Origin of the sequence: Streptomyces sp. NPDC047453, assembly GCF_040643155.1 — a bacterium.
Taxonomy (GTDB): domain Bacteria; phylum Actinomycetota; class Actinomycetes; order Streptomycetales; family Streptomycetaceae; genus Streptomyces.
In genome coordinates this window covers 59,829-84,488 of the sequence record NZ_JBEYTS010000005.1, presented here as the reverse complement: position 1 = coordinate 84,488, position 24,660 = coordinate 59,829, and the positions used below count along the sequence as shown (strand labels likewise).

Here is a 24,660-nt window from a genome sequence, read left to right as displayed (position 1 = left end):
CCTCGGCGCTTTCCAGGGCTCCCCGCCCCGGCGCGTTCCCCCCTACGCGCCGGGGCGGGGTTTTTCGTCTCCCGCACGCCCGGCCGTTCCCGAACCTTCCCCTCCTCCTTTGTTCCGAGTGGGAACAATGTGTACCGTCACTCTGTCCACGAGGCGGTCGGTCGGCCGGTCGCCGCCCCGGGACGGTTAGGCTCTAGTCGCAAGGCTCACGCCCCGCACTTCCAGCGTCACATCCCAGAAGGAGATGCTCGTGCCGTCCATCGACGTCGTCGTAGCCCGGGAAATCCTGGACTCCCGAGGCAACCCCACGGTCGAGGTCGAGGTCGGCCTCGACGACGGCAGCACCGGTCGTGCCGCCGTCCCCTCCGGTGCCTCCACCGGTGCCTTCGAGGCCATCGAGCTCCGTGACGGCGACCCCAACCGCTACCAGGGCAAGGGCGTCGAGAAGGCCGTCCTCGCCGTGATCGAGCAGATCGGCCCGGAGCTCGTCGGCTACGACGCCACCGAGCAGCGTCTGATCGACCAGGCCATGTTCGACCTGGACGCCACCGACAACAAGGGCTCGCTGGGCGCCAACGCCATCCTCGGCGTCTCCCTCGCCGTCGCCCACGCCGCCTCCGAGGCCTCGGACCTCCCCCTCTTCCGCTACCTCGGCGGTCCGAACGCGCACCTGCTGCCGGTGCCGATGATGAACATCCTGAACGGCGGCTCGCACGCCGACTCCAACGTGGACATCCAGGAGTTCATGATCGCCCCGATCGGCGCGGAGTCCTTCTCCGAGGCCCTGCGCTGGGGCACCGAGGTCTACCACACCCTGAAGAAGGTCCTGAAGAGCAAGGGCCTGTCCACCGGCCTCGGCGACGAGGGCGGCTTCGCTCCGAACCTCGGCTCCAACCGCGAGGCCCTGGACCTCATCCTCGAGGCGATCAAGGAAGCCGGCTACGCCCCCGGCGAGCAGATCGCCCTCGCGCTCGACGTCGCCGCCTCCGAGTTCTACAAGGACGGCAAGTACGTCTTCGAGGGCAAGGAGCGCTCCGCCGCCGAGATGACGGAGTACTACGAGGAGCTCGTCGCGGCCTACCCGCTCGTCTCCATCGAGGACCCGCTGTTCGAGGACGACTGGGCCGGCTGGAAGGTCATCACCGACAAGCTCGGCGACAAGGTCCAGCTCGTCGGCGACGACCTGTTCGTCACCAACCCCGAGCGCCTCGCCCGCGGCATCGAGGACGGCGCCGCCAACGCGCTGCTCGTGAAGGTGAACCAGATCGGTTCGCTCACCGAGACCCTGGACGCCGTCGAGCTGGCCCAGCGCAACGGCTTCAAGTGCATGATGTCCCACCGCTCCGGCGAGACCGAGGACGTCACGATCGCCGACCTGGCCGTCGCCACCAACTGCGGCCAGATCAAGACCGGCGCCCCGGCCCGCTCCGAGCGCGTCGCCAAGTACAACCAGCTGCTGCGCATCGAGGAGATCCTCGACGACGCCGCGGTGTACGCCGGCCGCTCGGCCTTCCCGCGCTTCAAGGGCTGAGCCGCTTCGAGGGCTCAGCCGTTCCGAGGGCCCAGCCGCCCCGGGGGCTGAGCTGCAAAGCGTAAGGCCTCGCCAGTCGCACGTACGTCCCCGTACCCGGTCCCGTACCGTGTCCGGGGACGTACGCACGTGTGTGCGCGGGCACGAACGGGAGGCGGGACGATGGCCGTCAAGGACCGGGACCGGTTCTCCACCACGACCAGGCTCAGGCTGCTCGGTGAGCAGACCGCGGCCCGTGTCTACCGTTCGCAGACCCGCCGCCAGGCCCGCCGCTCCCGCCTCACCGGCCGCGCGGCGCTGCTCGCGCTGGTGCTGTGCTCGTTGGTGGTCGCCCTGGCGTACCCGATGCGGCAGTACGTCACCCAGCGCGCCGACATCGCCGACCTGCAACGGGAGAAGCGGCAGGCCCAGCAGCGGGTGGAACAACTGCGCGACCTCAAGGCACGCTGGCAGGACGACGCCTACGCCGAACAGCAGATCCGGCAGCGGCTGCACTACGTGAAGCCCGGGGAGACCGGCTACGTCGTGGTCGACCCGGGCCCGGCCGAGCGGTCCCGCGCCGAGCGGGGGACGGCCCGCCGCCCCTGGTACGCCAACGTCTGGGACGGGGTCGACAAGTCCGACGCCTCCGACCAGTGAACTGACAGAGAGACATACGCAAGGCATGGAAACCCCACCGCCGCCCACCGAGCGCACCGAACCCACCGAGGCGGACGTCGAGGCCTTCAGGCAGCAGCTCGGGCGGCCGCCGCGCGGGCTGCGCGCGATTGCGCACCGCTGCCCCTGCGGGCAGCCCGACGTCGTGGAGACGGCCCCGCGGCTGCCCGACGGCACGCCCTTCCCCACGCTGTACTACCTGACGTGCCCGCGGGCCGCCTCGGCCATCGGCACGCTGGAGGCCGACGGCGTGATGAAGGAGATGACGGAGCGGCTGGGCACCGACCCGGAACTGGCGGCCGCGTACCGGACCGCGCACGAGGACTACATCCGGCGCCGGGACGAGATCGAGGAGCTGACGGGCTTCCCCAGCGCGGGCGGCATGCCGGACCGGGTGAAGTGCCTGCACGTCCTGGTCGCCCACTCGCTGGCGGCCGGGCCGGGCGTGAACCCGCTCGGTGACGAGGCGATCGCGATGCTGCCCGAGTGGTGGCGCAAGGGCCCGTGCGTGACGCCCGCCGCGCCGCCGTCCGGCGAGGGGCGGCAGAACGGGGCCTCCGAGGACGGCGGGTTCGCCGCCGGGCCCGTCGGGACCGAGGAGGACCGCGCATGACCCGGGTCGCCGCCGTCGACTGCGGCACGAACTCCATCCGTCTGCTGGTCGCGGACGCCGACCCGGCGACGGGCGAACTGCTCGAGCTGGACCGGCGCATGACCATCGTGCGGCTCGGCCAGGGCGTGGACCGCACCGGCCGGCTCGCCCCCGAGGCGCTGGAGCGTACCTTCGCGGCCTGCCGGGAGTACGCCGAGGCCATCAAGGAGCACGGCGCCGAGCGGCTGCGTTTCGTGGCCACCTCCGCCTCCCGGGACGCCGAGAACCGGGACGAGTTCGTGCGCGGGGTGATGGACATCCTCGGTGTCGAGCCCGAGGTGATCTCCGGTGACCAGGAGGCGGAGTTCTCCTTCACCGGTGCGACGAAGGAGCTCACGGGCCGTGCGGACCTCGCCCGGCCCTTCCTGGTGGTGGACATCGGCGGCGGCTCGACGGAGTTCGTCGTGGGCGACGACCACGTCCGCGCGGCGCGCTCGGTGGACGTGGGCTGCGTCCGCATGACGGAGCGTCATCTGGTGCGGGACGGGGTGGTCACGGACCCGCCGACCGAGGAGCAGATCGCCGCCATACGGGCCGACATCGAGGCCGCGCTCGACCTCGCCGAGGAAACGGTCCCGCTGCGCGAGGCGCACACCCTGGTGGGCCTGGCCGGCTCGGTGACGACGGTGTCGGCGATCGCGCAGGAGCTGCCCGCGTACGACTCGGCGGCCATCCACCACTCCCGTGTCTCCCGCGAGCGCGTCCGCGAGATCAGCGACCGCCTGCTGCACTCCACGCACGCCGAGCGCGCGGCGATCCCCTCCATGCACCCGGGCCGTGTCGACGTCATCGGCGCGGGCGCCCTGGTCCTGCTGGCGATCATGGAACGCATCGGCGCACGGGAGGTCGTGGTCAGCGAACACGACATCCTCGACGGCATCGCGTGGTCGGTGGCGTAGGCGCGTTCCGCGCTGGATCTACTGGCCGGTAGCCTCCGGTTGAGCAGTCCGGATACCGTGTGAGCGCACCGCGGGGGGCCCGCCGGGCACCTCTCGGTGACGCCCTGCCAGGAAAACTTCGTGAAGTTCTTCACAAGGAATGCGGCCCTGTCAAGGGCCGAAAGGGCCTCCGGGGGCCTTTTCGGGGTCTCAGCAGGCAGAAAACCGTGCTCGGGTGAGCGCCGGGAAGCGGTTCCGGAAGGGCCGCAGGGTCCCTCCGCGGGGGACCTTCTTCGGTCGGAGCAGCAGCTCACGCGGCCTTGACAACGGTCCGAACCGGACGGCGGCCGCCTGCCGCCGCCAGGGCCCGGCGAGCGGGGTCGCGGAGTTTAGCACAGGGCCTGCCCAACCTTGTGAAGGGGCGCACGAGCACCCCCCCTGGGGCAGGTGGATACTCGATGGCATGAGCACCACGGAGCGTCCCAGGATCCTCGTAGTAGGCGGTGGGTACGTAGGCCTGTACGCAGCTCGGCGCATCCTCAAGAAGATGCGCTACGGAGAGGCGACCGTCACGGTCGTCGACCCCCGTTCGTACATGACCTACCAGCCCTTCCTCCCCGAAGCCGCAGCCGGCAGCATCTCCCCCCGGCACGTCGTCGTCCCGCTGCGACGCGTGCTGCCCAAGGCGGAGGTCCTCACCGGCCGGGTCACCACCATCGACCAGGACCGGAAGGTCGCGACGATCGCCCCGCTGGTCGGCGAGGCGTACGAGCTGCCCTTCGACTACCTCGTCATCGCGATGGGCGCGGTGTCCCGCACCTTCCCGATCCCGGGCCTTGCCGAGCAGGGCATCGGCATGAAGGGCATCGAGGAGTCCATCGGCCTGCGCAACCACGTCCTGGAGCAGCTCGACAAGGCCGACTCCACCACGGACGAGGAGATCCGCCGCAAGGCGCTCACCTTCGTCTTCATCGGCGGTGGCTTCGCCGGCGCCGAGACCATCGGTGAGGTCGAGGACATGGCCCGGGACGCGGCCAAGTACTACAACAACGTGTCCCGCGAGGACATGCGCTTCGTCCTCGTCGACGCCGCCGACAAGATCCTCCCCGAGGTCGGCCCGAAGCTCGGCCAGTACGGCAAGGAGCACCTCGAGGGCCGCGGTGTGGAGGTCTACCTCTCCACCTCCATGGAGTCCTGCGTCGACGGCCACGTGGTGCTCAAGAACGGCCTCGAGGTCGACTCCAACACGATCGTGTGGACCGCGGGCGTCAAGCCCAACCCGGCGCTGGCCCGCTTCGGCCTGCCGCTCGGCCCGCGCGGCCACGTCGACTGCGCGCCCACCCTCCAGGTGCAGGGCACGGACTACATCTGGGCCGCCGGTGACAACGCGCAGGTGCCCGACCTCGTCGGCCGCCGGGCGGGCAACGAGAACGCCTGGTGCCCGCCGAACGCCCAGCACGCGCTGCGCCAGGCCAAGGTCCTCGGCGACAACGTGATCTCCCAGATGCGGGGCTTCCCGCAGGGGGACTACGAGCACGCCAACAAGGGCGCGGTCGCGGGTCTCGGCCTGCACAAGGGCGTCGCGATGATCGTCATGGGCAAGATGAAGATCAAGCTCAAGGGACGCCTCGCCTGGTACATGCACCGCGGCTACCACGGCATGGCCATGCCGACCTGGAACCGCAAGATCCGCATCTTCGCCGACTGGACCCTCGGCATGTTCCTCAAGCGCGAGGTCGTCTCCCTCGGCGCCATGGAGAACCCCCGCGAGGAGTTCTACGAGGCCGCCAAGCCCGCGCCGGTGCCCGCCGCGAGCGAGACCGAGGAGAAGGCCAAGGCCTCCTGACCTTCAGGTCTCCAGACCTTCAGGCCTCCGGGCCTCCCGGTCCGACGAACGAACCGAAGGACCTCCCGCCATCCGTGGTGCGGGAGGTCCTTCGGCGTTCCGCCCGGCGTGACCCAGAGCCGTTGCGGTGGAACGGTGGTATTTGCCCAGTCGTAACTACGTTGCGGGACTGCGTTCGACGCGTCCCGGTGTTTACGTGGTGGATGACATTCCGGCGTTCGTCGTCATGGAGGTGTGCACCATGCCCGATGCCGCGCTGCGGCTCACACGACTCCTCGAACAGCTGCTGGGGTCCCCGCTTCCCCTGCGCATTCGCGCCTGGGACGGCTCCGAGGCGGGGCCGCCGGACGCACCGATGCTCGTCGTACGCAATCGCCGGGCCCTGCGCCGGCTGCTGTTCAAGCCGGGCGAACTGGGCCTGGCCCGTGCCTGGGTGGCCGGCGACCTGACCGTCGAGGGCGACCTCTACGCCGCTCTGGAACGGCTCTCGGGCCTGATCTGGGAGCGGGGCGAGGACGCCCGCGGCCTCACCGCGACGCTGCGCGACCCGCAGGCCCGCGCCGCCGTCCGCGGCCTGGTGAAGCTGGCCGGCCCGCCGCTGCCGCCCGCCCCGCCCCGCGAGGAGGCCCGCAGGCGCCGCGGCCACCTGCACACCCGGCGCAGCGACAAGAGCGCCATCAGCCACCACTACGACGTCGGCAACGACTTCTACGAGCTCGTCCTCGGCCCCTCCATGGTGTACTCCTGCGCCTACTGGCCGGCCCCCGAACCCCTCGCCACCCTCGAACAGGCCCAGCACGACAAACTCGAACTCATCTCGCGCAAGCTGGACCTGAGGCCCGGTCAGCGCCTCCTCGACGTCGGTTGCGGCTGGGGATCGATGGCCGTCCACGCGGCCCGCGAGCACGGCGTGGGCGTCGTCGGCGTCACCCTGTCCCAGGAACAGGCGGCGTACGCCCGCAAGCGCGTCGCCGACGAGGGGCTCACCGACCGGGTGGAGATCCGCGTCCAGGACTACCGGGACGTGCGGGACGGCCCCTACGACGCGATCTCCTCCATCGGCATGGCCGAACACGTCGGCGCCGCTCGCTACCTGGATTACGCGCGTGAGCTGCACGCCCTGCTGAAGCCCGGCGGACGGCTGCTCAACCACCAGATCGGCCGCCGCCCGCAGCGGGACGAATCGTCGTACCACGTGGACGACTTCATCGACGCCTACGTCTTCCCGGACGGCGAGCTCGCACCCGTCGGCACCACCGTCACCCAGCTGGAGCGGGCCGGCTTCGAGGTGCGCGACGTGGAGTCGATCCGCGAGCACTACGCGCTCACCCTGCGCCGCTGGGTGGCCAACCTGGAGGCGGACTGGGTCCGGGCAACGCGGCTCACCAGCCCGGGCCGCGCCCGCGTCTGGCGCCTGTACATGGCGGCCTCCGCGCTCGCCTTCGAACGCAACCGCATCGGCGTCAACCAGGTGCTGGCCGTGCGGACCCCCGGATCCGGTGACTCGGGTATGCCACTGCGGGCCCGTACCTGGGGGGCGCCCGCCGCCTAGTGCTGCGACCGGAAAGGTTCACCGGCTCTAGCGCACACGCCGATGGGGCCCCTTCCGCCATGGAAGGCGCCCCTTCGGCACAGAGTCGCCGCTACTCCGATTTGATGGCCTGGAGCATGTTCAGCCGTGCCGCGCGCCGGGCCGGCCACAGCGCCGCCAGCACGCCGACCGTCGCCGCGAGAAGCAGGAAGACGGTCAGCCGCGACCAGGGCAGGACCAGTTCGTACGTCGACAGACTGGAGCCCAGCAGCTCACCGGCCGCCCAGCCGAAGAACACGCCGAGCCCGATGCCGAGGACGCCGCCGAACAGGGAGATCACCAGGGACTCCAGGCGGACCATCCTCTTGATTCCCTTGCGGTCCAGGCCGATCGCGCGGAGCATGCCGATCTCCTGGGAGCGCTCGAACACCGACATCGCCAGGGTGTTGATGACGCCGAGGACCGCGACGATCACCGCCATGGCGAGCAGGCCGTAGAGCAGGTTCAGCATCAGGGTGAACATCTGCGCGATGCCGTTGGAGATGTCCTTCTTGTCCTGAACCTTGATCGCCGGGTTGGTGCCGAGGGCCTTCACCAGCCGGTCCTTGGTCGCGTCGGACGCGCCGTCGGCGGTCTTGACCATGACCTGCATGTCGGTCGGGTCGGGCTGGTGCGGCGCGAGGGTGGCGTTGTCGAGCATGATCCCGCGGATCATCTCGTTGCCCTCGTAGACCCCGGCGACGGTCAGGCGCTGCTTCTTGCCGTCCTCGAAGGCGGCGGTGAAGACCGAACCGGCCTTCCAGTCGTGCGACGTGGCGGTCTTGGCGTCCACGACGACCTTCGTGCCACCGACCGTGAAGGAGCCGTCGTCGACGCGGAGATCGGTCAGCTCGCCGATCGACTCGCCGTTCACCCCGGTCAGGAACTCGGTCCGGCCGTCGATGCGGGAGGGCGCGTTGCGCAGCGGGCTGGTGGCCGTCACGCCCTCTGCGGCACGCAGCTTCCTGTCGACGTCCGGGGAGAGGAAGTTGCCGTTCGCCATCGACACCACGTAGTCGGCGCGGATCGCGGACGAGGCCATCTTGTCGATCGCGTGCTGGAGGCTGCCCGCCATCACCGTCATGCCGGTGATGAGGGTCAGGCCGATCATCAGCGCGGACGCGGTGGCCGCCGTACGGCGCGGGTTGCGCACCGAGTTCTGCCGGGCCAGCTTGCCGGAGACGCCGAAGGCGCGCAGGACGGGGGCCGCGGCGGCGATCAGCGGACGGGACAGCAGCGGGGTCAGGATGAACACGCCGATGATCAGCAGCACCGCGCCGAGACCCATGGGCGCCTGGGCGGCCTCGATGTCGTCCATCGCCGTGGCCACCAGGACCACGGCGACACCGGCGGCCGAGAACAGGGCACCGATGGTGTTGCGCAGCACCAGCGACTTGGTGGTCGCCTGCGCGTGCAGGCTGCTCATCGCCGCCACCGGCGGGATCTTGGCGGCCCGGCGGCCGGGCAGCCACGCGGCCAGCATGGTCACGAGGACGCCGACCGCGAGGGCGGCGGCCACGGTGCCGGGCGTGACGACCAGCGGCCCGTCGGGCACGGTGGCGCCCATCGAGCCCAGCAGGGACTTGAGTCCGGCGCCGATGCCGATGCCCGCGACCAGACCGGTCACGGCGGCCACCGCGCCCACCAGCAACGCCTCGATCAGCACGGACCGGGTGACCTGCCGGCGGGAGGCGCCGACCGCGCGCAGCAGCGCCAGCTCCTTGGTGCGCTGGGCGACGAGCATGGTGAAGGTGTTGGCGATGATGAACGTACCGACGAACAGCGCGATGCCGGCGAAGACCAGCAGGCTTTGACGCAGTCCGCTCATCGAGTCCGAGATCATCCGCGCCTGGTCGTCGGCGAGCTGCCTGGCGGTGGTCGTCTCGGTCGTCCCCTTCGGCAGCACCCGGTCCAGCTGCGCCTTCAGCGCCGCCTGGCTGGTGCCCGCCTTCGCCCGCACGTCGATCTCGTCGTACGTGCCCGGCTTGCCGAACAGCTTCTGGGCGGTCGCCGTGTCGAACAGGGCGAGGCTGCCGCCGGCGGCGACGTTGCCGTCGTCGGTGGTGAAGACGCCGCTGACGGTGGGCGTCAGGACGGGGCCGTCGACGGAGATGCGGATGGGGTCGCCGACCTTGTACCCGGCGCGCCGGGCGGTCTCGGAGTCGATGAGGACCTGGCCCTCGCCGTGCGGGGCGACGCCGGACTTCAGCGGGTAGCGGGCGTCGTTCGCGCCCCAGTAGTTCCCGCCCTGCGACTGGAAGCCGCCGCCGATCAGCTTGCCGTCCTTGTCGGCGATCGCGGTGAAGCCGTGCACGACGCCGATGGCGGAGCCGGCGCCGGGGACGCGGGCGCTCTCGTCCAGCAGCGCCTGGGTCAGCTCGGGCCGCTTGCCGACCCGGTCGCCCTTGCTCTGCTGGAACTTGGGCCGCACGGCCACGTCGACATGGTCGAAGCCCTTGGCGGAACTCTTCTGGAACGCGTCCGAGATGGTGTTGGTGAAGACCAGGGTCCCCGACACGAAGGCGACGCCGAGCATCACGGCGAGCACGGTCATGAGGAGCCGGGCCTTGTGCGCGAGTACGTTGCGCAAGGCTGTGCGGAACATGGGTTCGTCTCAGTCCAGGGTGTACGAGGGGGTGGCGAGGGGGGTGGGAGGCGGCGGGAGGTCAGCCGACGCAGCTCTTGCCGTCGGACTCGGGGGTCCGGAGGTTCCCCCCGGGAAGACGCCGCATGAGGTCGAGGACCGCGTCCGCCGTGGGCTCGTACACCTCGTCCACGATCCGCCCGTCCGCGAGGAACACCACCCTTTCCGCGTACGCCGCAGCCACCGGGTCGTGGGTCACCATGACCACCGTCTGGCCCAGCTCGCGCACGGAGTTGCGCAGGAAGCCGAGCACCTCGGCCCCGGCGCGCGAGTCGAGGTTTCCGGTGGGCTCGTCACCGAAGATGATCTCCGGCTTGGCGGCCAGCGCCCGGGCGACGGCGACGCGCTGCTGCTGACCGCCGGACAACTGGGAGGGCCGGTGGCCCAGCCGGTCGGCGAGCCCGACCATCGCGATCACGGAGTCGAGCCACTGCCGGTCCGGTTTGCGGCCGGCGATGTCCATCGGAAGGGTGATGTTCTCCAGGGCCGTGAGCGTCGGCAGCAGGTTGAACGCCTGGAAGATGAAGCCGATCTTGTCCCGGCGCAACCTGGTGAGCTGCTTGTCCTTCAGCGAACCCAGCTCGGTGTCGCCGATGCGCACCGAACCGGAGGAGAACGTGTCCAGGCCCGCCACGCAGTGCATCAGCGTGGACTTGCCGGACCCGGAGGGGCCCATGATCGCGGTGAACTCGGCCTGGCGGAAGTCGACGGAGACCCGGTCGAGGGCGACCACCTGGGTCTCGCCCTGTCCGTAGATCTTCGACAGATCCGTGGCACGCGCGGCCACGGCGGTGGTCCGGCCGGCGATGGAGGAGGTGGTCACGGGTGGGTGCTCCTGACGGGACGACGATGTTCGCGGGATGTAGACCATCGTCGCGGCCGATCGGGCCCGTGCAGTCAGCCGCTGTTCCCGTTCCGGGGGCCGACTGGGGTCGGACCGGGGCCGGGCACGTCATACCTGGGGATGAGGACCGTCCCTGATACCCGGGGAGGAGGCCGTCCCCGAGACGTGTCCTCCGGGCCGGTTCGTCGAGAACAGGTGGAGCCCCCTGGTTCGGACGGTGAAATTCCGTCATTCCACGTGCGCGCCCGGCACTCGCCCGGAAGGCTGTTGGCAAGTGCCGATGGCCACCCCCGCGTGCTGATGCTCCCTCAGTTACCAATAAAATAAGACAACATGAGTCCACCCGCCCGCTGTTCGGGGAAGGCGTCCCGATAGGGTCGGAGCCGCAGCGCGGAGCCCATGGCCTGCCCGGATGGTGGAAAGCAGACACGGCGAGCTTAAACCTCGCTGCCCCTTCGCGGGCGTGCCGGTTCAAGTCCGGCTCCGGGCACCACCACGCCGCACACGGTCCGGCCAACGGGCCGTGCCCCGCGGCAGGAGGGCGGGTCCGAGCGGGCCTCCCCGCACCCGGGGCCCGCGCGCTCTCACTTCACCTCATGCGCGGCGGCGCGCTTCCATACCCGCGACACCCCGTCGATGCGGGCACTCATTGACACGCCCCCCGTTGACGACGGCAACCATTGACATCGGATGGGTCCGGACGGAAACTCAGGACACATCACAGTGAAACAAATTTCACCAGACGAACACACGGGGATGTTCAGTCGCCCGTCCAGTCATCGACTCCGTCATCCATCCAGGCGACGACGCCCATCCGAAGGGAACGACCGATGCGCACCACCGTCGGCATCATTGGAGCCGGACCGGCCGGCCTGCTCCTCGCCCGGCTGCTCCACAACGCCGGGATCGACTCGGTCGTCCTGGAGAGCCGCGACCGCGCCTACGTCGAGCACCGGCAGCGGGCCGGGATCCTGGAGCAGGGCACCGTGGACGTGCTGCGCGCGGCAGGGGCGGGGGAGCGGATGGACCGCGAGGGGCTGCGGCACGACGGGATCGAGCTGCGCTTCGACCGGCGCCGGCACCGCGTCGACTTCCCCGCGCTCACCGGTGGGCGGTCGGTGATGGTCTACGCCCAGACCGAGGTCTGCAAGGACCTCATCGTCCTGCAGCTCGAGGAGGGCGGCCCGCTCCTGTTCGAGGCGGAGGCGCTGGCCGTGGAGGGGGCGGAGAGCGACCGCCCCTCCATCCGGTTCCGCCACCAGGGGCGCGGGGACGTCCTCGAGTGCGACTACGTCGTCGGGTGCGACGGCTTCTGGGGCGTGGCCCGCACGGCCGTCCCCGCCTCGCTCTCCCGGGTGTTCGAGCGGACGTACCCCTTCGGCTGGCTCGGCATCCTCGCCGACGTGGCGCCCTCGCACGACGAACTGGTCTACGCCCGCCACGACCGCGGGTTCGCCCTGCTGTCCATGCGCTCCCCGTCCGTCTCCCGCCTCTACCTCCAGGTGCCCGCGGACACCGACGCCGGGGCCTGGAGCGACGAGGAGATCTGGGACGAACTCGAACGGCGGCTGGAGACCGCCGACGACTGGGCCATGCACCGCGGCCCGATCACCCAGAAGTCGGTCACCCCGATGCGCTCCTACGTCCACGAACCCATGCGCCACGGCCGTCTGTTCCTGGCCGGTGACGCCGCCCACATCGTGCCGCCGACCGGGGCCAAGGGGCTGAACCTCGCCGTCGGCGACGTCGTCACCTTCGCGCGGGCGCTCGTCCACGAGAAGGAGACGGGCTCCGCCGAACTCCTCGACGCCTACTCGGAGACCTGCCTGCGGCGCGTCTGGCAGGCCGAGCGCTTCAGCTACGACATGACGACGATGCTGCACCGCGATCCGGACGCCACCGCCTTCGAGGGACGGCTGCAACTGGCCCGGCTGGACCGGATCGGCTCCTGCCGGGCCGCCGAGACCGACCTCGCCGAGGGCTACACCGGGTTCCCGATCGGCTGACGGGCAACCGGGTGGTCTCCGGCCGGTTCCGGACGTGTTCCGGGTCGGTCATGAAGGGGGCCCTCCCTGGCCGGGAATCATGCGGCGACGTAGCGTGTTCCGCAGCATGGCGAGGGAAAGATCCTTCCGAGGTACTAGGGTCAGCCCTTTGCCTTTCCATTACTCTTGAGGCCAAGGCCGCGCCGTGCGGCCATGGAGGAGTGAGATGAGGAGCAGAAACCCGGTCTTCTCGCGACGGGGGTTCAGCCGCGACAACGGCTACGCGGGCTTCAACGCCGCGCCGCAGGCCGGGGGTCCCGCTGTCGGCACGCAGGGCAATCCGTACGCGCAGGGCAACCCGTACGCCCAGCCGAGCGGCAACCCCTACGCGCAGAACCCTTACGCTCAGCAAGACCTTCAGCAGGGCGCGCCGCCGCAGGCCCCGGCCACCACCGGCCGGATGACGATGGACGACGTCGTCCTGCGCACCGCGTCCACACTCGGCACCCTGGTCGTGACGGCCGCGCTCGCCTGGGCGCTGCTGCCGGTCGACAGCGCCAACATCAACCGTTCCTACGGGATCGGTATCGGCGCCATGGTGATCGGCATGGTCCTGGCCCTGGTGCAGTCGTTCAAGCGCAAGGCCTCACCCGCGCTGATCCTGACCTACGCCGCGGTCGAGGGCGTGTTCCTCGGCGTCGTCTCCAACATCGTGGACACCCACATCGCCAGTGGCGCCGCCATGCAGGCCGTGCTCGGCACGATGGCCGTCTTCGTCGGCGTCCTGCTGGCGTACAAGGCGGGCTGGATCCGCGTCACCCGCCGGTTCTACGGGTTCGTGATGGCGGCGGCGCTCGGCTTCGTGCTCCTCATGGCCGTCAACATGCTGTTCGCGGTGTTCGGCGGCGGTGACGGCCTCGGCTTCCGCAGCGGCCCGCTCGGCATCCTCTTCGGTGTCATCGGCATCATCCTCGGCGCCTGCTTCCTGGCCCTGGACTTCAAGCAGGTCGAGGACGGCATCGCCTACGGCGCGCCGCGCGAGGAGGCCTGGCTCGCGGCCTTCGGCCTCACGCTGACGCTGGTGTGGATCTACATGGAGTTCCTGCGTCTCATCGCGATCCTCAACCAGAGCGACTAGTCCCCAGCGCACCTCGCGCCGGACGAACGCGACGCACGCAAGGGCCCCGGGTCTTCCCGGGGCCCTTCGTCGTTCCGGCGCCGTGTCCGTCCGGCGGCGTCGGCACTGCACTGCGCTGCGCTGCACGCCTAGAGCAGCTTGCGCGCGGCCCTCCTCAGGTCGTACTCGTGGATGAGCGCCTTGGCGTGGCCGTACGCGAGGTCGTGCTCGTGGCGGAGCCAGCTGACCTTCTCCTCGAAGCGGAGCGCGGGGCCTTCTTCGACGGTGCGCAGCCAGTCGGAGATATCACGACCGGTGCAGTGGGGGATGCGGGCGAGCAGATTGCGATGGGTCTCTTCGGAGAAGACTTGGGACATCGGCGCCTCCGGACGCACTCGAAGCCGGTCCTTCACGTCACCGTGCCTGAGGGTTCGCGTATTGGCAACAGTCGTGCCGCGACGCGTAGTCTCGCGGCGTGGTTGACACGACATCTCTGACCCGGGCAGTGGATCACTTCGCCGACCGCCTCAGGGCGGCGCCGCAGAGCCGGCTGCAACGGGCGGGCGCAGCGGAGGCACTCGCGCTGGCCAGGGAGTTCGCCCGGCGGGCCCAGCTCGCCGAATGCCCCGGGTGCGAGCCGCGGGAGATGCCTGACGCGGGGATGTTCGCGGCGGCGGACCAGGTCACGGTCGCCGGGCACGATCTGGCGCTCGTACTGAAGAGCGAGGACGAGGTCGAGGAGGCCGTACGTCTGGTGCAGGAGGCGCTGAAGCGCGCCGGGGTCTGAGCTGCGCGCCTGTTCAGGGGCGGACGGGGCGCTGACGCGAGTGGGAGCCGGCGGCCCCCGCTACAGCGACGCGATGACCCGGTCCGCCAGGATGTACACCTGCTCGGCACCGCAGGTGAAGGTGAGCGTGTAGGCGCCGGAGACGCCCGAACCGCCGAGCAGTACCGGGGTCTCGCCCGCGCGCAGGGCGTCGGCCAGGCGTTCCGCGGTCTCGCGGTGTCCCGGGGTCATGCACAGGGTCGTACCGTCGGCGAAGACGTAGACGTCGAGGGTGCCCAGCGGGCCCGGGCGGACGTCGGCCAGTTCCACGCGGGACTCGGCCAGGTCCTCCAGCGTGGCGAGCGTCTGTTCGTGGTCGCCCCCCACGGGCGACGAGTGCGGGGTGAAGTCCGGGTGCGAGGGGTGACGGCGACGGGCCGCGGCCAGCTCCGGGGACTCGCCGGACGTGCCGCCCTGGACGCAGTCCTTGCCGGAGAGCTCGTCGGCCTCCGGGGCGGGCTCGGCCACCGGCTCCAGGTTGTCAAGCCCGGTGAAGTCGGTCTGCCGGGGCAGGAACAGGTCGCTGTCGGGGAGCCCGAGCAGGGAGGGCGCGTCGGTGGCGTCGCGGGCCTCCTGGGCGGCCCAGAAGGCGCGCGCCTCGGCCAGCTCCCGCTCCCGCTCCTCGGAGAGCGCCTGCACCACGGCGGCACGTATCTGCTCCGCGTCCGCGTGGCCGCGGGCGGCGGGCACCAGTGCGCGCGCGGTGGCGGCGTGGTTCTCCGCGAGCTGCGTGTGCAGGGCCGCGAGCTGGCGGCGCAGCACCCACAAGACGCGCAGGACGGCGACGCCCACGGCGCCGGTGGCGGCCGTGGTGAGCAGCAAGGCGATCGGCATGGCGCTCACTGACGTACTCCCGGGTTCAAGGTCGACCCCCGACTTCCTACATCAGCTTGAAGGGCGGACTATCCAAGTGTCAGTGCGTAATGTCACGAAACGGACAGAATTGCGGTCCGATGCGGCCCTGGAGCCCTCTGGAGTAAAGCGCTGACCTGCGTAAACCTCTCTGCCGAGGGAGATAGGTCACATCCTGAGGGAGATTGGATCACAAAACGGCCCGGAACCAAGGGGTTTCTTGGATTCCGGGCCATTCGGTCACAGCGGGTGGTAAAGCGGCCACTGACGGTCTCTCAAGTGGCCATGGTGAGGCGGTGTGTCAGCTGAGGCGTTCGACGACCATCGCCATGCCCTGTCCGCCGCCCACGCACATCGTCTCCAGCCCGAACTGCTTGTCGTGGAACTGGAGGGAGTTGACGAGCGTGCCGGTGATGCGCGCGCCGGTCATGCCGAAGGGGTGGCCCACCGCGATCGCGCCGCCGTTGACGTTCAGCCTGTCCAGGTCGATGCCGAGGTCGCGGTAGGAGGGGATCACCTGGGCGGCGAAGGCCTCGTTGATCTCGACCAGGTCGACGTCGCCGACGGTCAGCCCGGCCCGCTTCAAGGCCTGCCGGGACGCCTCGACCGGACCCAGGCCCATGATCTCCGGGGACAGGGCGGAGACGCCGGTGGAGACGATCCGGGCGAGCGGGGTGAGGCCCAGCTCGCGGGCCTTGGTGTCGGACATGATGACGACCGCGGCGGCGCCGTCGTTGAGCGGGCAGCAGTTGCCGGCGGTGACCAGGCCGTCCGGGCGGAAGACGGGCTTGAGGCCGGCCACGCCCTCCATGGTCACGCCGGGGCGCGGGCCGTCGTCCTTGCCGATCACGGTGCCGTCGGGCAGCGTCACCGGGGTGATCTCCCGCTCCCAGAAGCCGTTCTTGATGGCCTCCTCGGCGAGGTTCTGCGAGCGCACGCCGAACTCGTCCATGTCCTGGCGGGTGACGCCCTTGAGGCGGGCCAGGTTCTCGGCGGTCTGGCCCATCGCGATGTAGGCGTCCGGGACCAGGCCGTCCTCGCGCGGGTCGTGCCAGGTCGAGCCGCCTTGCTCGGCCCTGGCCGCGGTACGGGCCTCCGCTTCGGCGAACAGCGGGTTGTGCGTGTCCGGCAGGCTGTCGGAGTTTCCCTTGGTGAACCGGGAGACCATCTCGACGCCGGCCGAGACGAAGACGTCGCCCTCGCCGGCCTTGATCGCGTGCAGGGCCATCCGCGAGGTCTGGAGCGACGAGGAGCAGTAGCGGGTGATGGTGCAGCCGGGCAGGTGGTCCATCCCCATCTGCACGGCGACGATCCGGCCGAGGTTGTTGCCCTGCTCGCCGCCGGGCAGGCCGCAGCCGAGCATCAGGTCGTCGATGTCCCGGGGGTCCAGCTCGGGGATCTTCGCGAGCGCCGCCTGGATGATCGTGGCGGTGAGGTCGTCGGGGCGCAGGTCCTTGAGGGAGCCCTTGAAGGCACGGCCGATGGGGGAGCGGGCAGTCGAGACGATGACGGCTTCGGGCATCACGACTCCATGTCGATAGGGCGGCGCGCAACGCTCGTGGAGGGCGGTGGTCGGGCGACCGGGCGGCCGCGTGGTCGATGACGGGCGGGCTGCTTGGAAGTTACCCGTACGTACGGTCGGGGTCACTCCAACCGGGGTGTGACCCTGACCGCAATTTTCTAAGCGCTTGCTTTCCCTGTGTGCTTGCCCTGTGCGCTTTCCCCGCGCGGCCGGGTTCGCTCCCGGGCCGCCCTCAGACTCCCCCCAGTTCCTCGAACTGAGGGGAGTCCTCGGACGGGCCGGAAGAGGCCGGCTCGGGCTCCGGGACCCGGCGCCGCCGGCGCCGCTTGAGCAGGGCCCACGGTCCGCGCGGACCGGTCGGCAGTGCCGCCGTGACCTCCGTGCCCGCCTGCGACGCGGCCTCGGCCGCCGCACGGGCCACCGGCAGGAAGCCCTCGCTCCGGGACACGTCCGGACGCTCCTCCTCGGCCGGCCACAGGCCCAGCGCCGCGCACACCGTCGGCAGCACCGCCATCGCCGCCGTCGCGTACCCCTCCGCGGAGGGGTGGTAGTTGTCCGGACCGAACAGCTCCCGCGGGTTCGCCGCGAACTCCGGACCCAGCAGGTCGCCCAGCGACACGGTCCGGCCCCCCTGCTCCACCGCCCCGATCGTCTGCGCCGCCGCCAGCTGACGCGAGGCCCGCCGGGCCAGCAACCGCAGCGGCTGCTGGACCGGCTCGATCGTGCCGAGGTCCGGGCAGGTGCCCACGACGACCTCGGCTCCCGCCGTGCGCAGCCGCCGCACCGCCGCCGACAGATGGCGCACCGAGCGTGTCGGCGGCATCCGGTGGGTCACGTCGTTCGCGCCGACCATGATCACGCAGATGTCCGGCACCCGATCCGGGTCGCCCAGTACCAGCGCCACCTGGCGGTCCAGGTCGTCCGACCGGGCACCGGGCAGCGCCACGTTGCGCATCCGCACCGGACGTTCCGCGACCGCCGCCAGGCCCGACGCCAGTAGCGCGCCCGGCGTCTGCCCGGCCCGGTGCACGCCCTGCCCCGCGGCCGTGGAATCGCCGAGCATGACCAGGCTCAGCGGCAGCTCGCCGGGAGTGTCGTAGGCGCGGCCGTACAGGCCGTCCGCGACCGGCACGTGGTTGTCCGTGCCGTTGCCCACGTGACGCTTGGCCATCTGCACCTCGGCCAGCAGCAGACCGACGGCCGCGGCACCGACCAGACCGAGTCCGCCGCCGCCGTACGCGGCGCCGGCCGCGATCCGCCGGGCCACTCTCGCCCTCGACATGTTCGTCATGCCCGCCGACACCTCCTCGTAGCCGTACATCCACTCCTTGCCCCGTACGGACCGTTGTCCAATCTCGACGGGGAGTGAACGCCCACCCCGGGCGGTCCCCCTGGCCTTAGGCTGGCGGCACACTACGACCACATCTTTTGCAGCAACCGGAGACAACGGTGCAATTCCACGACTCGATGATCAGCCTCGTCGGCAACACCCCGCTGGTGCGGCTCAACAGCGTCGCCAAGGGGATCAAGGCGACCGTCCTGGCGAAGGTCGAGTACTTCAACCCCGGCGGCTCCGTGAAGGACCGCATCGCCCTGCGCATGATCGAGGCGGCCGAGCAGAGCGGAGAGCTCAAGCCCGGTGGCACGATCGTCGAGCCGACCAGTGGGAACACCGGTGTGGGACTGGCCATCGTGGCCCAGCAGAAGGGCTACAAGTGCATCTTCGTGTGCCCGGACAAGGTCTCCACGGACAAGATCAACGTGCTGCGCGCGTACGGCGCCGAAGTGGTCGTCTGCCCGACGGCCGTCGCGCCGGAGCACCCCGACTCCTACTACAACGTCTCCGACCGGCTGGTCCGGGAGACCCCCGGGGCCTGGAAGCCCGACCAGTACTCGAACCCGAACAACCCGCTGTCGCACTACCACTCCACCGGTCCTGAGCTGTGGAAGCAGACCGAGGGGAGGATCACCCACTTCGTGGCAGGCGTCGGCACCGGGGGCACCATCTCCGGCACCGGCCGCTACCTGAAGGACGCCAGCGACGGCAGGGTCAAGGTCATCGGCGCCGACCCGGAGGGCTCGGTGTACTCCGGCGGTTCCGGGCGGCCCTACCTCGTCGAGGGCGTCGGTGAGGACTTCTGGCCGACCGCCTACGACCGGACCGTGGCCGACGAGATCGTCGCCGTGTCCGACAAGGACTCCTTCCAGATGACTCGCCGCCTCGCCAAGGAGGAGGGCCTGCTGGTCGGCGGCTCCTGCGGCATGGCCGTCGTCGCGGCGCTGCGGGTGGCCGAGCGGCTGGGCCCGGACGACGTCGTGGTGGTCCTGCTGCCGGACAGCGGGCGCGGGTACCTGTCGAAGATCTTCAACGACGAGTGGATGGCCGACTACGGCTTCCTGGAGGACGAGGGCCCGAGCGCCCGCGTCGCCGACGTCCTCAGCGACAAGGAGGGCGGCTCCATCCCCTCCCTGGTCCACATGCACCCGGACGAGACCGTCGGCCAGGCCATCGAGGTGCTGCGCGAGTACGGCGTCTCGCAGATGCCGATCGTGAAGCCGGGCGCGGGCCACCCGGACGTCATGGCGGCCGAGGTCGTCGGCTCGGTCGTCGAGCGGGAGCTGCTGGACGCGCTGTTCACCCGGCGGGCCGCGCTGGAGGACCCGCTGGAGAAGCACATGTCGGCCCCGCTGCCCCAGGTCGGCTCCGGCGAGCCGGTCGCCGACCTGATGTCGGTGCTGGGCACGGCGGACGCGGCGATCGTGCTGGTGGAGGGCAAGCCGACCGGGGTCGTCAGCCGTCAGGACCTGCTCTCCTTCCTGGCCAAGGGCGGAAAGCACTGACGCACCGCCGCCGGGGCCGGCGTGCCGGCGCACGGGCGGGGAACGTGCGGTGACCTGCGGCTGAGAGGCAGTCGTGGAAACGGTACGAGCGTGTCACGTGCACGCAGCACCCGCTTAACACGCGTCCGGCACATTGGTGGACGTCGGAAGGGGCGGGGGATCGCCTCCCGGGCGCCGTGCGCCGGGGAGGCCGTCTGCCCCGGCCGGCGCCGTGCGGCGTCGCGGACCTCCGGAGCGGCTCCCGGACCTCCACGAACGCCACGGACGCGAAGGCCCGGTCCTGACCCGGCCCGCGTCCCTCGCGGGGACCGCCGTCGTCCCGCCCCCCGGTCACGGGGGTGCGGCGGTCCCCGCGCATACTCCTCGCCCCGCGCGCGGTCGCGCCGGGGGCGCGGCCACCGGCTCGTGCCAGGCCGGCGCGGCCGCTCAGTCCTTCCAGGTGTCGTCCTCGGCGCGGTCGCGGCGGCGGCCGGTGAACAGACCCGGGTTGGTGCGGGCGGCCTGGACGGCGTTGACGCCCACGATCCCGAACCAGGCGACGATGAGGCCGGGCAGGTGCGCGACGCCGCCGCCGATCGCGGACAGCGGCACGGCCAGTACCAGCGAGACGATGCCGAAGCCGAAGCGCTCGCCCCAGGAGTCGGTGGCCTTCGGCGAACGGGAGCCCCGCGCCACCGTCATCTGCTGCTCGGCGAACTGCCGGCGCATCCGGCGTTCGACGGCACCGTCGATGCGCTGGTCGACCTTCTCCAGAAACGAGTCGACCAGCGCGGACTCGTACTCCTCGCCCAGTTCCCTGCGGGCCTGCAGGGAGGCGTTGAGGTCCTTCTTCAGGTCCGTGTCCCGCGCGTCCATTCCGGTCATACGGACCAGGCTAGGGAGCCGGGGTGCCCGCCGCACTGGTGCTAGCCCCCCTGTCGGTGCGGGGGCGGGCCGCCGCCGGTGTCGCCGGGGCTGCGGCCGGCGACACCGACGGGGCCTGCTCACACTAAGCACGCTGATAGTCGCGCTCTGTGCCTGTCTGGGCGAGTTTAATGACATTTGGCCGATCCCTTGCCCTGGCTGTATGACTTCATGCAGAGTTCTTGATGTCTGAATAGAAAATGGTCGGGGAGATACCCTCCCGGGGCGTCGACGACATCTGGAGGGGGAGCACGTCATGAGCGTGACCGACAGCCCTGCCGCGCGGCTGCAGGCGCTCTTCGAGGGGCACCGGCTCACACCGACCCAGCGGCGTATCGCGCACAGCATGGTGCGGCGGGCCGCCGACGTGCCCTTCCTGTCCAGCGTCGAGCTGGCCGAACTGGCCGGGGTCAGCCAGCCGTCGGTGACCCGCTTCGCGGTCGCCCTGGGCTTCGACGGCTACCCGGCGCTGCGCCGGCACCTGCGCGAGGTCGCGCCCGCCGAACCGGCGGCCCAGCCGGCCTCGTACAACGAGTACCAGCAGGCGGTCGAGGCCGAGATCGAGAACCTGAGGCACCTGGCTCAGGCGCTGGCCGATCCGCGGCCGGTGCGCAGGGCGGGACAGGTGCTCGCCGCCTCACGCCCGCTGCCGGTGCTCGGCCTGCGGGCCGCGGCGGCCCAGGCCTACGGCTTCGCCTACTTCGCCGGCAAGGTCCACCCGGACGTACGGCTGCTCGACGAGGGCGGCACGATGATCCAGGACCGCATCGACGGCGCCGTACGGGCGGGTGCCTCGGCGCTGCTGTGCTTCGCGCTGCCGCGCCATCCGCGCGAGGTCGTGGACACCCTCGCCTACGCCAAGGACGCGGGGCTGACCGTCGTCACGGTCGCGGACTCGGCCTTCGCGCCCGTCGCCAAGCACTCCGACCTGCTGCTGCCCGCCGCCGTCGGCACCGGGCTCGCCTTCGACACCGCGTGCGCGCCGATGCTGCTCGGCCGGGTGCTCCTGGAGGCGATGTGCGACGACCTGCCCGACGCGCAGGCCCGCCTGGAGGAGTTCGACCAGGGGGCCGCGGCACGGGGGCTGTTCGTGGAGTGACGTCTCGTGGCCTGATGCCGGGGTCGGGTGCTCTCAGACTCGTCTCACCAACGCTCGTTAGCCTGCCCGCCCGGACGAGGGTGCCGGGACGACGAGGAGGCAGGGCATGGCGCGCGCTGGTCGCTCAGGTCGGGGAGGTCAGGGCCTGGCCCGGGTGGCCGTCGTGGTGCGGGCCGGAGCCGCGCCGCTGTGGTGGCTCGGAGTGTTCGCGGCGGGGATCGGCGTGCTGGTGCCGGGGCTGACCGGGCGCCGGATCGGGGCCCTGGCGGGGGCCGCGCTGTTCCTGGTGACGGCGGCCGTCGTGGCCTGCGTCCGGCGCCGGCGTTACCGGGCGCTGGCCCGGGGCGCCGCCCGGGCCGGACGCCACGACGTGCTCCAGGACCGGGCGGTGAGCGTCCGCGTGTGGCGCCGGGGGCACCGCTGGTGGCTCGCCCCGGCCTTCCTGGCCGCGCTGGGCAGCTCCTTCGTCCTGCCCGCGGCCAGCGGCCTGCTGCTGGCCGGCGCCGGGGTGGGGCTGTGGCTCAAGGCCGGCTGGCTCGGGCGGCTGGAGCGGGCCGAGGACCCACCGCTGTGGGTGCGCGTCGACTGGCTGGGCAGGCGGGGCGGGCATCCGGCGGGCAAGGCGGTGCGGGGCTACCGCGGCACCGGCCTCGCGGCGGGCGACGCGGCCCCGGGCGGAGCACGCCGCCGCACCGCGGCGCTCGGCTAGGACAGGTCCAGGGGCCCGCCCTGCGGGCCCGGGGTCAGACCTCCAGGTCCTCCTCGATCCTCCTCAGCTGGTGGCGGGCCATCGCCAGGTTGGCCCGCTTGGCGTCGAGGACGAGGTAGAGGAACAGTCCGTTCCCGCCGCGCCCGCTGATCAGGCGGATCAGGTGGTACTGGTCGGTCAGGGTGATCAGGATGTCCTCGATCTGCGCCTTGAGGCCGAGGTGCTCCATGGTGCGCATCTTGGCCCGTACGACATCGGTGTTGCCCGCGGCGGCGACGTTCAGGTCGAAACTCTTGCTGCCGCCCATCGTGCCCAGCGCCATGCCGCTGGTGTAGTCGACGAGCGCGACGCCCGTCGCTCCCTCGATGGAGGCGAGCGCTTCCTTCAGGCAGGTCTCGGTGTTGGCCATGGCCGGGTCTCCTTGTTCTGTCAACTATCAGTAGTGGTGCGCGCGTTGGTGGCAGTGGTGCGTGGCGCGCGGGTGGTTCTGGTCCGTGCGGTGCCGGTCCTGGTGGCCGGTTTCACGGCTTTCGCGGGCGTCGTGCCGGAAACGTCGGCCGCCTCGGCGTCGACCAGCTCCCCGATGCGGGCGCCCGCACGGCGGCCCTCCAGATGGAGGCGGCCGACGTTGACGCGGTCCTGGGCGAGCAGGGTCAGCACCGCGCTGCGGCCCGCCGCGTAGGTCGCGACATAGCCGTGGACGCCCCGCACGAGCAGTTCGCGCAGATCGCCCTGGCCGGTCACGTCCGACATGCGCACGGCGACGCCGAGCGCGGTCGCGGTGAGTGCCGCCACGCTCTCCGGCTCCACGCCGGGGGTGTCGTGGGCCAGTACGAGGCCGTCGACACTGGCGGCGAGGGCGCCGGTGAGCTGGGGTACCCGGGCTCTGAGCCGGCGTAGCTCGTCCAGGATCTCGGGCTCGGCTGCCATCCGGTGTCTCCTCTCAAAGGGCCTCCAGCGCATCCCTGAGCCTCTTCAGCAGCGTGATGTGGGGGTCGGTGGTGTACGCCGGCCGGTCGGCGAGCGCGGGGGTCTGCCCGGTGCCGTCCGGCACGGGCGCGTGCCGTGGCGCGACGACAGGCGCGACGAGCCCCGCGGCCGCCAGACGCCGTACGTCGACCAGGATGTGGAACGCCTGCCGGCCCAGCTCCCGGGCCAGGTCGGTTGCCGTGCGAGTGCCGTCGACCCGCTCCAGGAGCCTCTGCTGGCGGGGCGTCGTCTTCGGTGCCGAGGCGGCGTGCGTCCGCACCAGCGGGGCGCTGTCCGGCGCGGTGTCGGGCCAGACACGGTGCAGCAGCTCGCGGCGGCGCAGGATCTCGCGCTCCAGGGCCGCCACCGGGACCGGCAGGACGGGGCCGAGCGGGTGGGTGATGCCGTAGCGGAACCGGCCCGGGGTGCTGCTCGGGGCAAGCGCGAAGTAGGCGGCGTCGTGGAGCGCACCCAGGTGGCACAGCTCCAGGGCGCCCTCGGTCAGATGGCCGCCGGCCAGCAGCAGGCGTGCGGCGCCGTGCCGGTCGTCGGCGCGGGTGACCGCGTCCCGCCACGCCTCGGCCGTCACTGTGCCGTGGGCGGTGAGCAGCAGGTCCAGCCCGGGGCTCAGGGGGCTCTCGGCGTGGACCACACGGCCCTCGGCGAGGTGGAGCGTGCCGTGTTCGCGGACCAGGACGCCGGTGGCGTGCTCGGCGGCGAGCCGGGTCAGCATCGGTGAGAGGCCGCCCCAGGCCGCGTCGTCGGCGGCCGGCTTGCTGCGCACCGGCAGCTGGGGCGGGGGCGGGGTGTCGACCACGGTCATCCCAGCACCAGCCGCTCGGCCATCTCGCCCAGGCGTATGCGGGCCAGGGCGAGGTTGCCCTCGGCGCGGGTCAGCCACAGATGCAGGAACACGCTGCTGTCGAAGGACGTGTCCACGAACCGCAGCAGGTGGTAGCTGTCGCGGTTGCTGACGATCAGGTCCTCCACCGGGGGACGCTCCCCGTCGGGGTCCTCGGCGGCGGCGAAGGCGCCGTGCTCGGCGGCCAGCCGGGCCAGTTCGGCGGCCTCCGTCGCGGTGGTCTCGTGGTCGCCTCCCGGGGACTCTCCGACGGTGCCCAGGGCAAGTCCGCTCGTCCAGTCGACCAGCGCGGCGCCTCTGGCACCGGGCAGCCGCATGGCTTCCAGTAGGCACTCGTCGATTCCGGGCACCGT

The 24,660-nt window shown here is 71.3% G+C and carries 23 protein-coding genes and 1 tRNA gene; 13 read left to right on the top strand and 11 right to left on the bottom strand.

Going from position 1 to position 24,660, the window contains the following annotated elements:
- The first annotated feature begins 244 nt into the window (after positions 1-244).
- From eno to ABZ818_RS07110, 6 genes are all read left to right on the top strand, one after another.
- Entirely contained in the window at positions 245-1,531 is a 1,287-nt protein-coding gene (gene eno, locus ABZ818_RS07135) for a phosphopyruvate hydratase (protein ID WP_361411793.1), read from the top strand.
- A 162-nt stretch (positions 1,532-1,693) separates the two neighbouring features.
- Positions 1,694-2,170 carry a septum formation initiator family protein gene (locus ABZ818_RS07130; RefSeq protein WP_361411791.1) on the top strand — a complete coding sequence of 159 codons (477 nt, stop codon included), beginning with the start codon at positions 1,694-1,696 and terminating at the stop codon, positions 2,168-2,170.
- 25 nt (positions 2,171-2,195) lie between these two features.
- Entirely contained in the window at positions 2,196-2,801 is a 606-nt protein-coding gene (locus tag ABZ818_RS07125) for a DUF501 domain-containing protein (RefSeq protein ID WP_361411789.1), read from the top strand.
- Complete coding sequence (locus ABZ818_RS07120) at positions 2,798-3,739, top strand: Ppx/GppA phosphatase family protein (RefSeq protein WP_361411787.1); 942 nt, start codon at positions 2,798-2,800, stop codon at positions 3,737-3,739. The genes ABZ818_RS07125 and ABZ818_RS07120 overlap by 4 nt, the downstream gene beginning before the upstream one ends.
- A 442-nt stretch (positions 3,740-4,181) precedes the next feature.
- Positions 4,182-5,564, top strand: a complete 1,383-nt coding sequence (locus ABZ818_RS07115) for an NAD(P)/FAD-dependent oxidoreductase (protein ID WP_361411785.1) — start codon at positions 4,182-4,184, stop codon at positions 5,562-5,564.
- Positions 5,565-5,805: 241 nt separating this feature from the next.
- Positions 5,806-7,116: a cyclopropane-fatty-acyl-phospholipid synthase family protein gene (locus ABZ818_RS07110; RefSeq protein ID WP_361412076.1), complete on the top strand. Its 1,311-nt coding sequence runs from the start codon at positions 5,806-5,808 to the stop codon at positions 7,114-7,116.
- A gap of 91 nt (positions 7,117-7,207) precedes the next feature.
- On the opposite strand, the gene ABZ818_RS07105 is transcribed toward ABZ818_RS07110, so the two are convergent.
- Both ABZ818_RS07105 and ABZ818_RS07100 read right to left on the bottom strand, forming a co-directional pair.
- The gene (locus ABZ818_RS07105) at positions 7,208-9,739 is read right to left on the bottom strand and encodes an FtsX-like permease family protein (RefSeq protein ID WP_361411783.1); all 2,532 of its coding nucleotides are present in this window, start codon (positions 9,737-9,739) and stop codon (positions 7,208-7,210) included.
- A gap of 61 nt (positions 9,740-9,800) precedes the next feature.
- A complete protein-coding gene (locus ABZ818_RS07100) occupies positions 9,801-10,601 on the bottom strand; it encodes an ABC transporter ATP-binding protein (RefSeq protein WP_361411781.1) in 801 nt (266 codons plus the stop codon).
- Between the two features lie 427 nt (positions 10,602-11,028).
- Here ABZ818_RS07100 and ABZ818_RS07095 point away from each other — a divergent pair.
- From ABZ818_RS07095 to ABZ818_RS07085, 3 genes are all read left to right on the top strand, one after another.
- Positions 11,029-11,115: transfer RNA gene (locus tag ABZ818_RS07095), tRNA-Leu, on the top strand.
- 337 nt (positions 11,116-11,452) lie between these two features.
- Positions 11,453-12,628: a 4-hydroxybenzoate 3-monooxygenase gene (locus tag ABZ818_RS07090; protein WP_361411779.1), complete on the top strand. Its 1,176-nt coding sequence runs from the start codon at positions 11,453-11,455 to the stop codon at positions 12,626-12,628.
- A 205-nt stretch (positions 12,629-12,833) separates the two neighbouring features.
- Entirely contained in the window at positions 12,834-13,745 is a 912-nt protein-coding gene (locus tag ABZ818_RS07085; protein WP_361411777.1) for a Bax inhibitor-1/YccA family protein, read from the top strand.
- 128 nt (positions 13,746-13,873) lie between these two features.
- Here the strand turns inward: ABZ818_RS07085 and ABZ818_RS07080 are convergent, their stop codons facing one another.
- Positions 13,874-14,101, bottom strand: a complete 228-nt coding sequence (locus tag ABZ818_RS07080; RefSeq protein ID WP_141360416.1) for a DUF4287 domain-containing protein — start codon at positions 14,099-14,101, stop codon at positions 13,874-13,876.
- Positions 14,102-14,199: 98 nt separating this feature from the next.
- On the opposite strand from ABZ818_RS07080, the gene ABZ818_RS07075 reads away from it, so the two are divergent.
- Positions 14,200-14,511, top strand: coding sequence for a hypothetical protein (locus tag ABZ818_RS07075; protein ID WP_361411775.1), 312 nt, complete (start codon positions 14,200-14,202; stop codon positions 14,509-14,511).
- A 60-nt stretch (positions 14,512-14,571) separates the two neighbouring features.
- Here the strand turns inward: ABZ818_RS07075 and ABZ818_RS07070 are convergent, their stop codons facing one another.
- The 3 genes from ABZ818_RS07070 to ABZ818_RS07060 all read right to left on the bottom strand — a co-directional run bounded on the left by ABZ818_RS07070 (position 14,572) and on the right by ABZ818_RS07060 (position 18,215).
- The gene (locus ABZ818_RS07070) at positions 14,572-15,393 is read right to left on the bottom strand and encodes a hypothetical protein (protein WP_361411773.1); all 822 of its coding nucleotides are present in this window, start codon (positions 15,391-15,393) and stop codon (positions 14,572-14,574) included.
- 310 nt (positions 15,394-15,703) lie between these two features.
- Positions 15,704-16,924, bottom strand: coding sequence for an acetyl-CoA C-acetyltransferase (locus ABZ818_RS07065; protein WP_361411771.1), 1,221 nt, complete (start codon positions 16,922-16,924; stop codon positions 15,704-15,706).
- 232 nt (positions 16,925-17,156) lie between these two features.
- Positions 17,157-18,215 carry an SGNH/GDSL hydrolase family protein gene (locus tag ABZ818_RS07060; RefSeq protein WP_361412074.1) on the bottom strand — a complete coding sequence of 353 codons (1,059 nt, stop codon included), beginning with the start codon at positions 18,213-18,215 and terminating at the stop codon, positions 17,157-17,159.
- Positions 18,216-18,373: 158 nt separating this feature from the next.
- Between ABZ818_RS07060 and ABZ818_RS07055 the strand changes: the two genes are divergently transcribed.
- Positions 18,374-19,765, top strand: coding sequence for a cystathionine beta-synthase (locus ABZ818_RS07055; protein WP_361411769.1), 1,392 nt, complete (start codon positions 18,374-18,376; stop codon positions 19,763-19,765).
- A gap of 426 nt (positions 19,766-20,191) precedes the next feature.
- Here ABZ818_RS07055 and ABZ818_RS07050 read toward each other — a convergent pair whose 3' ends face one another.
- Positions 20,192-20,620: a hypothetical protein gene (locus tag ABZ818_RS07050; RefSeq protein ID WP_361412072.1), complete on the bottom strand. Its 429-nt coding sequence runs from the start codon at positions 20,618-20,620 to the stop codon at positions 20,192-20,194.
- A gap of 304 nt (positions 20,621-20,924) precedes the next feature.
- Between ABZ818_RS07050 and ABZ818_RS07045 the strand changes: the two genes are divergently transcribed.
- Both ABZ818_RS07045 and ABZ818_RS07040 read left to right on the top strand, forming a co-directional pair.
- The gene (locus tag ABZ818_RS07045; protein WP_361411767.1) at positions 20,925-21,767 is read left to right on the top strand and encodes a MurR/RpiR family transcriptional regulator; all 843 of its coding nucleotides are present in this window, start codon (positions 20,925-20,927) and stop codon (positions 21,765-21,767) included.
- A 106-nt stretch (positions 21,768-21,873) separates the two neighbouring features.
- Positions 21,874-22,476 carry a hypothetical protein gene (locus ABZ818_RS07040; protein ID WP_361411765.1) on the top strand — a complete coding sequence of 201 codons (603 nt, stop codon included), beginning with the start codon at positions 21,874-21,876 and terminating at the stop codon, positions 22,474-22,476.
- A 34-nt stretch (positions 22,477-22,510) separates the two neighbouring features.
- Here the strand turns inward: ABZ818_RS07040 and ABZ818_RS07035 are convergent, their stop codons facing one another.
- The 4 genes from ABZ818_RS07035 to ABZ818_RS07020 are packed head-to-tail and all read right to left on the bottom strand — an operon-like array spanning position 22,511 to position 24,657.
- The gene (locus ABZ818_RS07035; RefSeq protein ID WP_361411763.1) at positions 22,511-22,885 is read right to left on the bottom strand and encodes a hypothetical protein; all 375 of its coding nucleotides are present in this window, start codon (positions 22,883-22,885) and stop codon (positions 22,511-22,513) included.
- 20 nt (positions 22,886-22,905) lie between these two features.
- A complete protein-coding gene (locus ABZ818_RS07030; RefSeq protein WP_361411761.1) occupies positions 22,906-23,406 on the bottom strand; it encodes a roadblock/LC7 domain-containing protein in 501 nt (166 codons plus the stop codon).
- Positions 23,407-23,419: 13 nt separating this feature from the next.
- A complete protein-coding gene (locus ABZ818_RS07025) occupies positions 23,420-24,268 on the bottom strand; it encodes a transcriptional regulator (RefSeq protein ID WP_361411759.1) in 849 nt (282 codons plus the stop codon).
- Entirely contained in the window at positions 24,265-24,657 is a 393-nt protein-coding gene (locus tag ABZ818_RS07020) for a hypothetical protein (RefSeq protein WP_361411757.1), read from the bottom strand. Before ABZ818_RS07020 ends, ABZ818_RS07025 begins: the two co-directional genes overlap by 4 nt.
- Between the last annotated feature and the right edge of the window lie 3 nt (positions 24,658-24,660).